Genomic DNA, 12727 nt, shown 5'->3' with positions numbered 1-12727 from the left:
ACCACCGGAGGCGGATCTGGCGGAGCGCGATCCTGAGAAAGAGAAGTCCTGCGCTGGTCGGCGAGGGCTGGCGCGTTCAGCCTTCACCGGATTCGCCGCCGGGCTCGTCCTGGCTGATCAGGTCGAGGATCATCTGTAGCGCGATCCGGCTGTGGTCCTCGGCTGCCGCGCCGGAGCCGCCTACTGGATCCACGACATGTTCCGAGAGGTAGTTCGCCAGCGGTGTGGAGTTCGACATGGCTGCCAGCCGATAGTGCCTGAGTAGATCGACATCGATGCCGGCCCAGGCAATGGGGTGCCCCGCGTTCAGCGCGAGCCGGTCGATGAACGCGGTCTGCGATCGCGTGTTGCCGTCCCTGAAGGGATGGATCATCGTGAGGTAGCCCCAGAACTCGGCGAGCTCTTCGAAGAACTCTGCTGCCTGCAGACCGACGAGCTGGTTCTTGGCCGAGAGGGAGCCAAAGCAGTCCTCGAGGCCGGCGGCCATGTATTCCTCGCGCCCGTAAGGCACCGCGGTGCCTTCGCCGATCGCGGCCATGGGTGCCGCGTTGAGCCTGAGCTCACCGGCCCACAAGCCCACCTGGCTATCACCGACCACCTGGCCGAGCAGCGTGCGGTGGATGTGCCGGAGGTACGCCAAGTCGAACTTCGCGGGAAGAGGTTCGCGCAGGAGCGCCGCCCAGTTGAAGGTCGCGAAATCGTTCATCGCCTCGTCGAGCTCTGCCTCGGTCGCCAGGCCGAACTGGTTGCGCAGAACTCCCCCGCTGCCTGGATAGGTATATCTGTCGTCAGCGCCCGGCATCAGGCGCGCTTGTACTTAGCGTCGAGCTCACGCAGGCCCTCTTCCCTGGTGATCGAGCCATCGAGCAGGCGCTGTGCCCGATCCAGGGCCTCTTTCGAGGGGAAGTGGCCAGCGAGTTGCTGCCCCTTCTCGATCAGGGCAAGTGAGTCTTCCTTACTCGGGGCCGGTGCAGCCTTTTCGGCAGCGGGTGCCTTGGCCTCGGCCTTGGCCGGGCGGGACTTGACCTTCACGATGCGCTTGCCCTTGGGGTTGCCCACGACCGTGGCGCGGCCGCTGCGCTTCGGTTTGACCTGCTCGGCGGCGGAAGCCGGGGTCTTCATGACCACAGTGATGATCTCGTCGATCGAGATCTTGGCCTTGGGATCTACGCCCAGGGCAGTGATGACTGCGAAGACCTTGCCGATCTCGGCGCGCTGGTGCCCGTCCTCGAGGCCGATCAGGAAGTTGCGGCTCACGTGGGCCTTGGAGGCGAGCTGGGCCTGGGTGAGATTCTGCGCCTTCCGGGTCCGGCGTACGACGGTGCCAAGGCGGTTGACGATGTCGGTCGAGGCTATGGGCTCCATGTTTCGATTCTACTCTCGATGTTGGCGTACGTGGGCATTTTGATGTGCGTGCAGGGGATGCAGAGCGCTTGCGAGGATCAGCTCGATGAGCGCTGCGGCTGGTCTCGGTGGACACTGAGTTCGCACGACGTCCTTTCCCGCACGGTCCGTGGCGTGATGGCGGCGGAGCTCGAATCTAAGGCAGAATCCTGTCCGAAGGCGCAGCAGCACGCCGGCCCAGGAGCGCACAACTCCCGGTGATTGATGGGAGCCCATTGGACGTCCGAACCAACCCCGAGTACCTGGACTACCTAGCGAGCCGTCTCGCCGAATTCATGAACGCTTTCGACGAACTCATGACGCATCACGTTGAGAACACGGGACTTGGCGGTTTCGCTGTAGGTGTAGCGCCAGCAGTCATCCCCAAAGAAGACGCCGACCAATCTCGCGTCGCCGAACTCACCAACGAGTTGAACCGCCTGGCTGGGGCGTTGATGGACCTGAGCTCCGTTACCAGCGTTCGGCTCGGAGTGCAGGGGCATGGCTCTCTCGACCCCTTCGTCAACTGGCAACGCATGCTCGAACCGAAGCCTCTGCTTGATGCCGCGGTGGTTCGAAGCTGTTGCCTTCAAGCCGCCGGGCGACTCGAAGGGTTGAAGGCCAAGGCTGAAGCCCTGGCAACGCCATCGATCGAACCGTCCCAGTTGCACCCTTTGGTCTGGTCGGCGGCGCAGCGACTTTGGAACGATGGCCACCTGCGCCAGGCAGTCGCTGCAGCCGCCGAGGCCGTCAGCGGTCAAATGAAGCAGCTGACGCAGCGAAACAACGCGGCTGATACGTCACTTTGGCAGCAGGCGTTTGCAGTCTCGGACCCGCAGCCGGGGAAGCCTCGGCTACGTTGGCCAGGCGATTCAGACGACCAAGACGTCAAGACGATGCAAGCTGGATTGTTGAGTTTCGCGCCTGGGGTCAACATGGTCATCCGGAACCCAGCGACTCACGTCTCGCATCCTTTCACGGAGCAAGATGGACTTGAACAACTGGCCACGTTGAGCGTGCTGTGTCGATTCGTCGACCAATGCGTCGTGGTCACCCATGACAGCGATCCGGAGCCTGCATCGTAGAGTCATGACCATGGAGTACGACGAGCTCGGCGATCAGGACGTCGTGCCGATCCGCCCGCCCAAGGACCAGGGCTACCGCACGCACTCGGAGTGCGGCGGCGACCGCGAGCCGGATCCCAGCATCAGCATCGAGGGGCAGGGCGCGCGCATCGCGTTCGTCTGCTCCGAGCACGATGTGCAGAGCATCGTCGATCCATTCGAGGAGCAGCGATGATCAGCAGCCTTTTCAACGACAGCGCGTCCAACTTTGGCAACGCGGCGATGCAGGCGGCCAACATCCCTTGGGATGCCGCGGTCGAGATGCGGCTTGGAGCCGAGGGACCAGGCGAGACCAGCGCGTACATCGAAGTCAGCAATCCTCGCGGGTTCCTGAAGCGGATCCCGATCGATGAAGCCCGGCTGGCCGAATGCCGGCAGCAGCACGACGGAGCCACGGCGATGGCGCTGAGCCAGCATTTCGTCGACGACCTGTCAACGCAGATCAAGACGGCCGCACGCGATGCATTGGAGCATGAACAGCGCTTCGACGGCTCGACAGGTAACACCCGGAGCCCCAGCGGTTCACCAGGACTTCGCGGCACCGATCCCTAGGATCGAATCGACGACTTCAGGAGAAGTGCCGCTTGCGAGGGGCTGGACCATGACCGCGACGCAGGAGAAAACAGCCGTGGCGCGCAGCCAGGGCGAGGGCCAGATCGCTCCGCTCCTCCTCGGGCTCGGCGCAGTCGTCGCGGGGCTGATCGGCACGTTCTGGATCGGCCTGGCCGGCCTCGTGTGGCGGCCGTGGGAGCTCGGCACGACCTACCACTGGGAGGGCTCGGAGAGCCCGATGGGGGTGACCGCCGGACTGTTCTTCTTCGCCATCGCAGCAGGACTACTGCTCTGGCTGGTGGTGCGGGGCATCTGGACCTGGCGTAAGCGGAGCACTGCCGCTCGTGCACTTGTCGTGGTGATGCCCATCATCGCGATCGCGCTGGTCTTCGCCGGCTGGGCGGTGCTGCTATCGCCGGGAGGCAGCCAGCCGACATGGAGCCTGTGACCCGCGTCGCCGAAGCCCCGGAACACGAGCCAGCCTCGGTCGCTCGGAGCACCCGTCCCGGTCGTCTCAGCCTGATCATCACGTTGCTGGCCTGCACCCCTGTTACGGTCCTGCTGGTCTGGCCGCAGGTATTCGGCGCACAGCGCCTTCCCGGCATCGCGCAGCTCATCGCGTTCCGCGTCCCGCTGGCGCTCGCTCTTCTGTTCGCTGCCATAGTCGCTGCCGCAGTGTTCCTGCTCTTCCGGCGGCGAGCCCGGCTGCTCGCACATATCGCCGCAGGGATCGCGATCGCCACTCTTGTTGCGGTTCTCGGGAATGCCGGCGTGCTTGCGGCCCGCGGAAGCTCAGCGACGGCTACAGCAGGACTGCCGAACGGCGATCTGACGGTCCTGGTGTGGAACACCCAAGGCGGAGCCACGTCGCCTGCAGATGTCGCCACGCTCGTCCTCGAGGTGCACGCCGACGTCGTGAGCCTGCCGGAGATGGACGAAGATGCTGCCGCCGAGGTCGCGCACCTGGTCGCTCTCGAAGGCATTCATCTGACGCCAGCGACAACCCGCACCGTAGCCGGCTCGACCGGGGAGTCGTGGATCCCCACGTCGCTGCTCGCCGCAGATAAGCTCGGCAGCTACGAACTCGACGAGGCAGCAGGATCGACGCCGGGCCTTCCCAGCGGCGTCTGGCGTCCGGCCGATGGAGACGGACCTGCGATCGTCGCCGCGCATCCGATGCCACCTCTGCCTGAGAGCATGGGCGAGTGGACAACGGGTCTGCAGTGGATCGCCGAGCAGTGCGGCACGCTCGGATCTGATGTGATCGTCGCTGGCGATTTCAATGCCACGGTCGACCATCTGGATCTCGGGAACTGCCAGGATGCCGCGGCTGAGGCCAATGCAGCCGCTACTGGCACCTGGCCTTCGACAGTGCCGGCATGGCTAGCGTCGCCGATCGATCATGTGCTGGCCGGCGAAGCATGGTCGGTACTCGATGCCCGGGTGATGGAGCCTTCGGCATCTGGCGGGACCGACCATCGGCCGATCGTCGCGGTGTTCCAGGCACGATAACGCAGTGAACGCGTGGCTGCAGGGAAGAACTCAGGTTCGCAAAGGAGAGCCATCACGGTGACTTCAACGAAGCCGCGTCCACGGTACCTGAACACGTGCCCACGGCTCCGCGCACAGAGCACCGGTGGAGCGGCTAGGCCCGGTGTCTACCAGGAGCCGCGAGCCAGTTCGCGCACACCATGCAGTGCGCGGTAACTAACCCGCCTTCGGTAGCACGACGACTGGAGAAATGAACTCGCTCCCGTGAACTACCTTTTCGTCAACCGATGGCCCGCTTCGATCCCAGCCGGTGAAGCGAATGATCCGCGTCGTCTCCCCTGGCTGTCTCGGTGCGAGCTTTCGCTCAAGTAATCCCGACAGCCGTCGTTCGTGAGTTGAAACAATAAGCTGCCGATCCTCTCTGAGATGCCTGCAGAGATCGGCGAATCCAAGGACATTTACATCATCCATTGACTGCACCGGGTCGTCGAGCAGCAGGAACGGCAACCCTTCAGATCTCATCGACAGACTCATCGCGAGGAAGTACGAGAGCGCAACGATGTTGGCCTGAGATGTAGATAGCACGAGTAGTGGGTCGGCGGACACATCAGCGACCGAGTCGACAACACGTGGGCTGGTCGTACCCCGACGATAGTAAGTATCAAGCTCAAAGTCGACAGTCTTAAATGCGGGATGAGGATCAAGGCGATGGTAGATGTCGGCAACCAGCGGCTGGAGCGAGCGTAGGCGACGATCAGTGACTTCGACTCGAGCCTCAACCGTAGCCTTTGCGAGGCCCTTGAGCTTCCTCGCTCTTTCAGAAGCCGTTTCGAACTGAACTTCGAGGTGTGCATATTCCCCTTGCAACCCAGCAAACTCAGCTTGCGCTCGCTCAAGCGAACTCTGCTCCGCCTGACGATCGAACACCTCTAGGAACTCGTGGAGCGCCTGACGTGCAGATCGCAGATAAACCACGGCGTCCCGAGCAGATTCTGCGATCGCTGTAGAGTCATCGCCCAGGTGCGCCAAATCTAAGTAGACCGGCGTATCCGGTGCATAAAGCTCAAGAGCCGCGGTCGACATAGACGAGCGCAAGTCTGCAGCTTCACGAGCAACTCTTTCGCGGCGCTGGCCGTCTGAAAGTGCGGCCTCGGTCGCTTTCCTTTTTTCCCCAGCCTCAACCCAGACATTGTGAGACTCTGTGAAGACCATCTCCAGCTCAAGCAATGTACCCGAGGCCTCTGCCTTGGCGAGCAGGTCCTGCTCTACATGCGATGCATCGATTGTCTGACTGCAGACAGGGCACTTATCGCTGAGCATTGGAATCGCCGATGCGGCGAGCTTGGCGACGTCAGCCGCAGTCTTCCGCGCACTGTTCAGTTGCGATTGTGCCCTGGCGCGAGTCTCCTCGGCGGCATGTAGGTTTACCGTGGCCTGTTCGACCGACTCAGCAAGTAGTTCAAGAGCTCCCTCTGCAGGAATATCGATGTTGGCATAGTCCCTCAGCCGATCAGCCATACCTCCAAGCACTTCAACCTCGTCTGCTCGTCGAGCGTAGAACGCTGCGACTTCACGCACCTGCTCAGGCTGATCAAGACTGAAGTGTTCCTTACCTAGGACAACATCACGAGGTGTACGTGCGAGGCGCTCGAACACTTCTGCCCTCACAGCATCGATCTGTGGGCGAGACACGAGCCGTGCACGCGCGATCTCTATTTGGGTGCTGGCCCACTGCACCTTCTCCGACGCTTTTGCGAGTTCCTCTCGCGCGCGTTTCTCTCGTTCGACCGATTCAGCAGAAGCTGCTTTGGTTGCCTCTTCGAATGCTTCGAGTCGGCCCAGGCCAAGGATCGTGCTCAGTTGCTTGAATCGCTCCGCTGGCCTCGCTTCTAGAACACTCCGAAGTACATCTTGTTGCATCAGGCCGGACGTCGTCAGCGCATCTTCGAGAGTCAATCCGTTCGACGACAGTAGTAGTCGGTGCAACTCACGCTCAGCTTGGTCCCCATAGACCGGCGGCAGCCCAGCGCGAAACAGCTCGAGTGTGCTTCCGCTCTGATCACCAGATCGACGAATCGAGACAGTGCCGGCCGTCAGCTCAAGGTCAATTTCGACCACGGCTTTCCTGCCAGATCTGTACTGACTGACGATGTGCTCGACATTTTTACGCGCACGAAGCGACTCAAGACGCTCGATCTTCCCGAGCAGTACCCACTGAAGTGCGTCGAAGAAGCTGGTCTTGCCCGTGCCGTTCGGACCAGTAACGACCACCGCCGAAGCAGAGAGATCAAATTCGCGCACATCACGAAAGCCACGAAAGGCCTCTATGCGGAGCCTGCTAATCGTTGGTTTAAAGGATGTCATCTAGGGCTCCTCCTTGGCTAAACACCCTGACTGCCCGTTGCACCAAGTCATCTTCGACACCCCGTGAGGAAAGAGAGTCGGCTAAGGTCTCCAAAGCGTCCACTCTGTCGGGTTTATCCTCAAGATGAACCGGCTCGAGGAATGTCGAAAGGGCACGCGTCACCGCCGCCGCGGTTGGTTCGACATCGGTATGCGCCATACGTCGCAGATGTGACATGTCATGGTTGATAGCGTAAAGGCCGCGCGTCGTTTCATCGTCCTCGTTGGAACGTTCCTGTGTCAGCAGTACCAGGTACGCATCCCACTTCTTAGGCCCGATTTCCGAGCGAGAAATCCTTTGTTCCAGAATCTGGAACGCAATCGCCTCAGCTTGCATCAGAGCCCGTATCGTACTAGGGGCAATAATTGCGATCACGAAGTAGTGGTTCTCGGCGAGTAGCATGTGGAGCCGCTCGTCAATTGATTCCACGACGAACCCGTTGTCGACCAGAACGATTTGTGCCAGAGCAAGCAGTTCCTCGTCCGAGCGTAAGTTGTTCGAGCGCTCGGTCACGACGCAATCACCTCATCTGCGAGGAGAATCTCCGGCAGTCCTGAGCGGGGTCCGTCAAGAATATCTGTGGCCTTTGTCTCAGCCAAAATATCCTGCGGCAGTAACGTCGACCTTAGCACCGGTCCGATTCCCCTTGAGATCAGAAAACGTGGTGGTTCCGCACCCGCTGCCAGGTGTTCAGCGAGACGTTCCTCCGCTTCATCAACAAGCTGGCGGGTCAAGACCGTCTCAGACGAAATAAGAACTTCGATTGGGCCGTCAACGGTTCGAATAAGGGAAGAGCGATGGTCCAGGCATGCCTCATCATCAACGAGTATCCCGAGTGCTACCAGCACGCTGGCCATTTCGGTGCTCCGCAGAACCGATTTTCCGGCCTTGTGCTTGATGTCCGCCTTTCGCGCCCAGCTGAGCACGTTCAGTGGATCGGAAGCACATAGTGCGTCTTTGGCCTTAATGTACGCGTCGCGTAGCGCGCCTCCGGACATCAGGGGCAGACCATGGTGCTTAAAGCAGGCCTGCACATACGCAGCGGCAAAGCTGTCAACGAATTCATCTGATGTCTTGCCGATTCTGCGATCTTCGGAAAGCGCAGGAGCGACTGTACTCCACTGCGACTCTTCCCAACCCGTGTTGATGCTCGGAGAAACGACCCGAATGTTGTCGATCGCGCCGACCTGGCGCACTGCCTCTTGGATTCTTTGTTTAACGTAACCAGCAACATCACCGATTCCTAGGAACACGACTACGGCGCTTCCCAACCGAGCGTGAGTTTGCTCAGCGACCCACTGAGGAGGAGCACTCAAGTGTGCGCTCGTCACGAGCAACGAGTCCGGCCGGGTCGCGCATCCGTGAATCTTCAGTACAGACGGCGGGGTGACCATTCTCAAGTCCCCGTCGGTTACGACAGCTCCGAGTTGCTCCTCGCCCGCACCGCGCTCGATACAGGTATCCCAGTTTGTTGTGAGCACGTCAATAACGCCCTCGAGCATCAAGTAGGCGAGAACTCGGTGCGTGTACCCTGGCCGTGCTGTCTTAAAGTCCGCGGCGAGGACTGCGACTTGGCGCAGTGCTGCCACTCCGTCCGCCGTTGCAGCCACTTCGTCCGCCATCGCGACGAGGTCGCCAGAGTCGAGGCCATCGGAGAAGTTGAAGCTGCCGTCGAATTGCGAATGAATCGCCCGAGACAGGTTGGCTCCGCTGGGCAGGCTGGTTGGCGGCGAAATGCTGATTCCTGCACCGGCGTAAACCACCACGCGACCGGCCGTCATGACACGTGCCGCTAGCTCAACCGCGTAGAGGGGCACAACGCCAGCAACGGGAGAAGGACTGTAGGCCATGACGTAACCGTAGTGGATTCAATCTCACCAAGATTCAATTTCGCCTGGCTGCTCGACAGCCATGGCCACCGTCGTTGGCCACATGTGAGGTACGAGACGCGCAGTCTTGGTCAGCGGTCCAATGGGAGAAGATCTTCTCTGGCGAAAAACTATGGTGTGGGTCGGTACCCCCAGTTTGGGATCAACCGAAGTCTGGGTTATTTCGTCGCGTAGAACGTCACCGCGGTCGCTGCCGCGACGTTCAGCGAGTCCACCCCACCCATCATGGGAATGGTCACGCGGCGATCGAGTCGGCGGTCAGTTGCTGGTGTGATGCCGTCGCCTTCGGTGCCGAACACCAGCGCGAGCTTCTCATGATCCTCAGCAACCAGTTCGTCGAGGGTGATTGCCCCCTCCCCCAGCGTCATGCCGGCAACAATGTACCCAGCGTCCTTGAGCTCGTCGATGCCCGCTGGCCACTCCGGAATCCGTGTCCACGGCACCTGGAAAACCGTGCCCATGGAGACGCGCACGGAGCGCCGGTACAGCGGATCCGCGCAAGTGGGCGTCACCAGAACAGCGTCGATGCCGAGCGCGGCAGCGTTTCTCATCGCACTCCCGACATTGGCGTGGTCCGCCAATCCCTCTAGGATGGCGATGCGTGAACGAGTCCTCTGAGGGGGTTCAGGAACGCGCATTTTTGGACCACACACGTTGGTGTGATCGCCGATGTTCTCCAGGATCAGCACGAGGGACGCCCCCTCGATCACGTCGTGCACGGCCGGCAACTCGGGTCGATGCATAGACGCGATCGTCCCGCGGTGCACGGCGAAGCCGGTCACCGCCTCGGCGATCTCGTCCGGCACGACGTACACGGGCACATCGAGATCGCCGACGATCTCCCGGATGTCGTCGATCCGGCGTTCCTGCACCAGGAGGGAGCGTGGACGGTGGCCCGCGGCGACGGCGCGCGCGATCACCTTCGTCGACTCCGCGATGTACAGCCCGCCGGACGGCTCGGAAAGAGTGCGCAGGGCGGTATCCGTGAGTGCACGGTAGTCATCGAGGCGTCGGTCACAGGCGTCGGTCACAGGCAGCAGTTCCACGGGCTCCACTCTGCCACCGCCCGGGGGTCGTCCCGCACCGACATCTCCGAGAGCCACCCCGTCGGCCGGGTCCGCCGCACGCCCGGGCACCGTAGACTCGCTCGAGGAGGTCCTGTGAGCGTGTCGAATCCCGCCGAGCTGTCGGCCACCATCGCCCACGCCGCCGAGCTGCTGCGTGAGAAGCGCATCGCACTCCTCACCGGCGCCGGCATCTCCACCGACTCCGGCATCCCCGCCTATCGCGGCGAAGGAGCACGGACCCGCAGCGATCCGATGACGATCCAGACCTATCTGGGCGACGAGGCTGCGCGGCGCCGGTACTGGGTGGGCGGGCACCTCGGCTGGCGCGACTTCGCCAGGGCGGAGCCGAACGCCGGGCACACCGCCCTCGCGCAGCTCGAAGCAGCGGGCACCGTGTCCGGCGTCATCACCCAGAACGTCGACGGACTGCATCTGCGAGCCGGGAGCACGCACGTCATCGAGGTGCACGGGACGATGCGCCGCGTGCTGTGCCTGCAATGCGGACAGGTCTTCGACCGCCGCGACATCGCCGTGCAGATCGAGGAGCTCAATCCCTGGATCACCGTGCCCGAGAACATCGCGCTCGCCCCGGACGGCGACGTCCTCCCCGAGAGCACGGAGGGGTTCATCGTCCCCGTGTGCACCGTCTGCGCCGGCATGCTCAAGCCGGATGTGGTGTTCTTCGGCGAGTACGTGCCACAGGACCGCTTCCGTGCGGCGGAGTCGCTGCTGCGCTCCAGCACCGCCTTGATCGTGGCCGGATCCTCGCTGGTCGTGAACTCCGGTGTGCGCCTGGTCGAGCGTGCCCGCCGTCGCAACATCCCCCTGATCATCGTCAACCGTGAGCCGACGCGCGCGGATGCCTGGGCGCATGTCACCATCGCCGCCGGCACCAGCGACGTGCTCCCCGCCCTCCAGGAACTCCTCTCGTGACCCACCTCACTCTCGTCCGCCACGGTCAGACCGACTGGAACCTCGCCAAGCGCATCCAGGGCTCCACAGACATCCCCCTGAATGAGACCGGGCGTGAGGATGCCCGGTGGGCGGCGGAGAAGCTCGCCGCGACGACGCATCACGCGGTGTACACCAGCCCGCTGCTGCGGGCGAAGGAGACCGCCGAGATCATCGCCGATCGCCTGGGGTTGGAGATCGCCGGAATCGTCCCCGACATCCGCGAGCGGGAGTTCGGCGACGGCGAAGGCATGCTCGTGCCCGACTACATCAGAACCTACGGCGACTGGCACGCCGAGGTCCCGGGCGCGGAATCCCTGCACGAGGTCGGAGAACGGGCCATCGCGGCCTTGCACGCGATCGCGCGTGAGGCCCGACGGCGATCGACACCCCGCGCGGAGTCGGTGATCGTCGTCGCGCACGGTGGTGTGATCCGCGCCGTGATCGACCACGTCTCCGGTGGCACGCTCCCCCGCGACGGCGAGGTCCTCCAGAACGGCTCCGTGCACCGCTTCGTCGCGGCGCCGGGCTATCTGCGTCTGCTCGAAGAGTCGCCCGTCCTCTGATCAGAGGGCGCGGGAGGTGACCGCGCGTGCATGGCGGAGCACCGGCTCGTCGATCATGCGTCCCTGGAATCGGAAGACTCCGCGCTCGGTCTCGGCGGCGGCGAGCACCGCATGGGCCCAGGTGATGGTCGGCTCGTCGGGACGATAGGCCGCCCGGATCGCCGCCACCTGGTTCGGATGGATGCAGGCCGTCGCCGAGAAGCCGGACGCGGCGGCGTCGATAGCCTCGTGTCGGAGCCCGTCTGCATCCTCGAGGTCGATGTGGACCGCGTCGATCGCGGCCTTGCCGTGCGCCCCGGATTCGAGGAGAACGCGAGCGCGGGCGTAGCGGGCGATGTCGCGATAGCCGCCGTCCGCGTGCCGTGACGAGGTCCCTCCGAGTGAGGCCACGAGATCCTCGGCGCCCCACATCATGGCCGAGACCCGCGGGTGTGCGGCGATGCGGTCGGCCGCGTGGATACCGCGCGCCGTCTCACAGAGGGCGATCAGCGAGTATCGCTCATCGAAAGCCGCCAGGCTCTCCACGTCCTCCGTCTTCGCCACCATCACCGTACGGAAGTCGGACTGCGCCAGAGCCGCGAGGTCGGCTGCGAAGGCACCGCTGTCTGGTGCGTTCACGCGGACGATCACACGGTTCGGGTCGAGGTCGGCCGCGATCACATTGCGCCGCGCGGCATCCTTCGCATCCGGAAGCACCGCATCCTCGAGATCGAGGATGATCGCATCAGCCCGCTCGGATGCCTTCTGGAAGCGCTCAGGACGGTCGGCAGGGCAGAACAGCAGCGCCGGACCCAGATCGAACGTCATGAGGTGGTCCCTTCCGGAAGGCAGTGCACGAGCACCGATCGTACGGCGGTGGCGACGACGGTGCCGTCCTGGTTCCGCCCGGTGTGCGCGATGGTCACGATGCCCTGCCCTGGGCGCGACGAGGAGAGGCGCTTCTGTGTGACCACGCTCTCGGTGTAGAGCGTGTCGCCGGCGAACAGCGGATGAGGGAACGCCACGTCGCCGAATCCGAGCTGCGCCACCAGAGTCCCCTGGGTCAGCTGCGCCACGGAGGAACCCACCATGGTCGACAGCGTCCACATCGAGTTCATCAGGCGCGCGCGGAACGGGTCCTGGGCATCGGCGAAGGCCGCATCCAGGTGCAGGGCCTGCGTGTTCATGGTGAGCGTGGTGAAGAGCACGTTGTCGGCCTCGGTCGCCGTGCGCCCCGGCCGATGCAGGTAGCGGGCGTCGACCTCGAACTCCTCGTAGTACAGACCCCTCTGGAGGATGTCGTGCGTGGTCATACCGCCAC

The 12727-nt window shown here is 63.2% G+C and carries 15 protein-coding genes; 7 read left to right on the top strand and 8 right to left on the bottom strand.

What is annotated here, in order from left to right; all coding sequences use genetic code 11:
- Positions 1-76 precede the first annotated feature (76 nt).
- Both KY497_RS11700 and KY497_RS11695 read right to left on the bottom strand, forming a co-directional pair.
- Positions 77-802, bottom strand: coding sequence for a Fic family protein (locus KY497_RS11700; RefSeq protein WP_219869106.1), 726 nt, complete (start codon positions 800-802; stop codon positions 77-79).
- Positions 802-1365, bottom strand: coding sequence for a helix-turn-helix domain-containing protein (locus tag KY497_RS11695; protein ID WP_219869105.1), 564 nt, complete (start codon positions 1363-1365; stop codon positions 802-804). Before KY497_RS11695 ends, KY497_RS11700 begins: the two co-directional genes overlap by 1 nt.
- A gap of 314 nt (positions 1366-1679) precedes the next feature.
- On the opposite strand from KY497_RS11695, the gene KY497_RS11690 reads away from it, so the two are divergent.
- From KY497_RS11690 to KY497_RS11670, 5 genes are read left to right on the top strand one after another with little or no spacing between them, the layout of a single operon-like run.
- On the top strand, positions 1680-2468 hold the full coding sequence (locus KY497_RS11690) for a TIGR02391 family protein (RefSeq protein WP_219869104.1): 789 nt from the start codon (positions 1680-1682) through the stop codon (positions 2466-2468).
- Positions 2469-2472: 4 nt separating this feature from the next.
- Positions 2473-2682 carry a hypothetical protein gene (locus KY497_RS11685; protein WP_219869103.1) on the top strand — a complete coding sequence of 70 codons (210 nt, stop codon included), beginning with the start codon at positions 2473-2475 and terminating at the stop codon, positions 2680-2682.
- Entirely contained in the window at positions 2679-3059 is a 381-nt protein-coding gene (locus tag KY497_RS11680) for a hypothetical protein (protein WP_219869102.1), read from the top strand. Before KY497_RS11685 ends, KY497_RS11680 begins: the two co-directional genes overlap by 4 nt.
- Before the next feature lie 49 nt (positions 3060-3108).
- A complete protein-coding gene (locus KY497_RS11675; protein ID WP_219869101.1) occupies positions 3109-3507 on the top strand; it encodes a hypothetical protein in 399 nt (132 codons plus the stop codon).
- Positions 3495-4571 carry an endonuclease/exonuclease/phosphatase family protein gene (locus tag KY497_RS11670; RefSeq protein WP_219869100.1) on the top strand — a complete coding sequence of 359 codons (1077 nt, stop codon included), beginning with the start codon at positions 3495-3497 and terminating at the stop codon, positions 4569-4571. Before KY497_RS11675 ends, KY497_RS11670 begins: the two co-directional genes overlap by 13 nt.
- A gap of 195 nt (positions 4572-4766) precedes the next feature.
- Here KY497_RS11670 and KY497_RS11665 read toward each other — a convergent pair whose 3' ends face one another.
- The 4 genes from KY497_RS11665 to KY497_RS11650 form a co-directional block, all read right to left on the bottom strand.
- Entirely contained in the window at positions 4767-6914 is a 2148-nt protein-coding gene (locus tag KY497_RS11665; RefSeq protein WP_219869099.1) for an AAA family ATPase, read from the bottom strand.
- Positions 6901-7467 carry a hypothetical protein gene (locus tag KY497_RS11660; RefSeq protein ID WP_219869098.1) on the bottom strand — a complete coding sequence of 189 codons (567 nt, stop codon included), beginning with the start codon at positions 7465-7467 and terminating at the stop codon, positions 6901-6903. Before KY497_RS11660 ends, KY497_RS11665 begins: the two co-directional genes overlap by 14 nt.
- Positions 7464-8804 (bottom strand): SIR2 family protein, encoded by a 1341-nt coding sequence (locus KY497_RS11655; protein WP_219869097.1) that lies wholly within the window; start codon positions 8802-8804, stop codon positions 7464-7466. The genes KY497_RS11660 and KY497_RS11655 overlap by 4 nt, the downstream gene beginning before the upstream one ends.
- A gap of 197 nt (positions 8805-9001) precedes the next feature.
- On the bottom strand, positions 9002-9889 hold the full coding sequence (locus KY497_RS11650; protein WP_219869096.1) for an RNA methyltransferase: 888 nt from the start codon (positions 9887-9889) through the stop codon (positions 9002-9004).
- A gap of 114 nt (positions 9890-10003) precedes the next feature.
- Between KY497_RS11650 and KY497_RS11645 the strand changes: the two genes are divergently transcribed.
- Positions 10004-10843, top strand: a complete 840-nt coding sequence (locus tag KY497_RS11645; RefSeq protein ID WP_219869095.1) for a Sir2 family NAD-dependent protein deacetylase — start codon at positions 10004-10006, stop codon at positions 10841-10843.
- Positions 10840-11427: a histidine phosphatase family protein gene (locus KY497_RS11640; protein ID WP_055868302.1), complete on the top strand. Its 588-nt coding sequence runs from the start codon at positions 10840-10842 to the stop codon at positions 11425-11427. The genes KY497_RS11645 and KY497_RS11640 overlap by 4 nt, the downstream gene beginning before the upstream one ends.
- Here KY497_RS11640 and KY497_RS11635 read toward each other — a convergent pair whose 3' ends face one another.
- Both KY497_RS11635 and KY497_RS11630 read right to left on the bottom strand, forming a co-directional pair.
- Positions 11428-12234: a CoA ester lyase gene (locus KY497_RS11635; RefSeq protein ID WP_219869094.1), complete on the bottom strand. Its 807-nt coding sequence runs from the start codon at positions 12232-12234 to the stop codon at positions 11428-11430.
- Complete coding sequence (locus tag KY497_RS11630) at positions 12231-12719, bottom strand: MaoC family dehydratase (RefSeq protein ID WP_218682960.1); 489 nt, start codon at positions 12717-12719, stop codon at positions 12231-12233. The genes KY497_RS11635 and KY497_RS11630 overlap by 4 nt, the downstream gene beginning before the upstream one ends.
- Positions 12720-12727 lie beyond the last annotated feature (8 nt).

The sequence above is a fragment of the Microbacterium sp. PAMC22086 genome (genome assembly GCF_019443525.1).
GTDB classification, from domain to species: Bacteria; Actinomycetota; Actinomycetes; order Actinomycetales; family Microbacteriaceae; genus Microbacterium; species Microbacterium maritypicum.
Note: the sequence above shows the minus strand (reverse complement) of the source record. Positions and strands in the feature narration are given on the sequence as shown.

What these genes read in the sequence shown, in the direction of transcription:
- KY497_RS11700 (WP_219869106.1), bottom strand. Translation starts at nt 802, where the DNA reads ATGCCGGGCGCTGACGACAGATATACCTATCCAGGCAGCGGGGGAGTT.
- KY497_RS11695 (WP_219869105.1), bottom strand. Translation starts at nt 1,365, where the DNA reads ATGGAGCCCATAGCCTCGACCGACATCGTCAACCGCCTTGGCACCGTC.
- KY497_RS11690 (WP_219869104.1), top strand. Translation starts at nt 1,680, where the DNA reads ATGAACGCTTTCGACGAACTCATGACGCATCACGTTGAGAACACGGGA.
- KY497_RS11685 (WP_219869103.1), top strand. Translation starts at nt 2,473, where the DNA reads ATGACCATGGAGTACGACGAGCTCGGCGATCAGGACGTCGTGCCGATC.
- KY497_RS11680 (WP_219869102.1), top strand. Translation starts at nt 2,679, where the DNA reads ATGATCAGCAGCCTTTTCAACGACAGCGCGTCCAACTTTGGCAACGCG.
- KY497_RS11675 (WP_219869101.1), top strand. Translation starts at nt 3,109, where the DNA reads ATGACCGCGACGCAGGAGAAAACAGCCGTGGCGCGCAGCCAGGGCGAG.
- KY497_RS11670 (WP_219869100.1), top strand. Translation starts at nt 3,495, where the DNA reads ATGGAGCCTGTGACCCGCGTCGCCGAAGCCCCGGAACACGAGCCAGCC.
- KY497_RS11665 (WP_219869099.1), bottom strand. Translation starts at nt 6,914, where the DNA reads ATGACATCCTTTAAACCAACGATTAGCAGGCTCCGCATAGAGGCCTTT.
- KY497_RS11655 (WP_219869097.1), bottom strand. Translation starts at nt 8,804, where the DNA reads ATGGCCTACAGTCCTTCTCCCGTTGCTGGCGTTGTGCCCCTCTACGCG.
- KY497_RS11635 (WP_219869094.1), bottom strand. Translation starts at nt 12,234, where the DNA reads ATGACGTTCGATCTGGGTCCGGCGCTGCTGTTCTGCCCTGCCGACCGT.
- KY497_RS11630 (WP_218682960.1), bottom strand. Translation starts at nt 12,719, where the DNA reads ATGACCACGCACGACATCCTCCAGAGGGGTCTGTACTACGAGGAGTTC.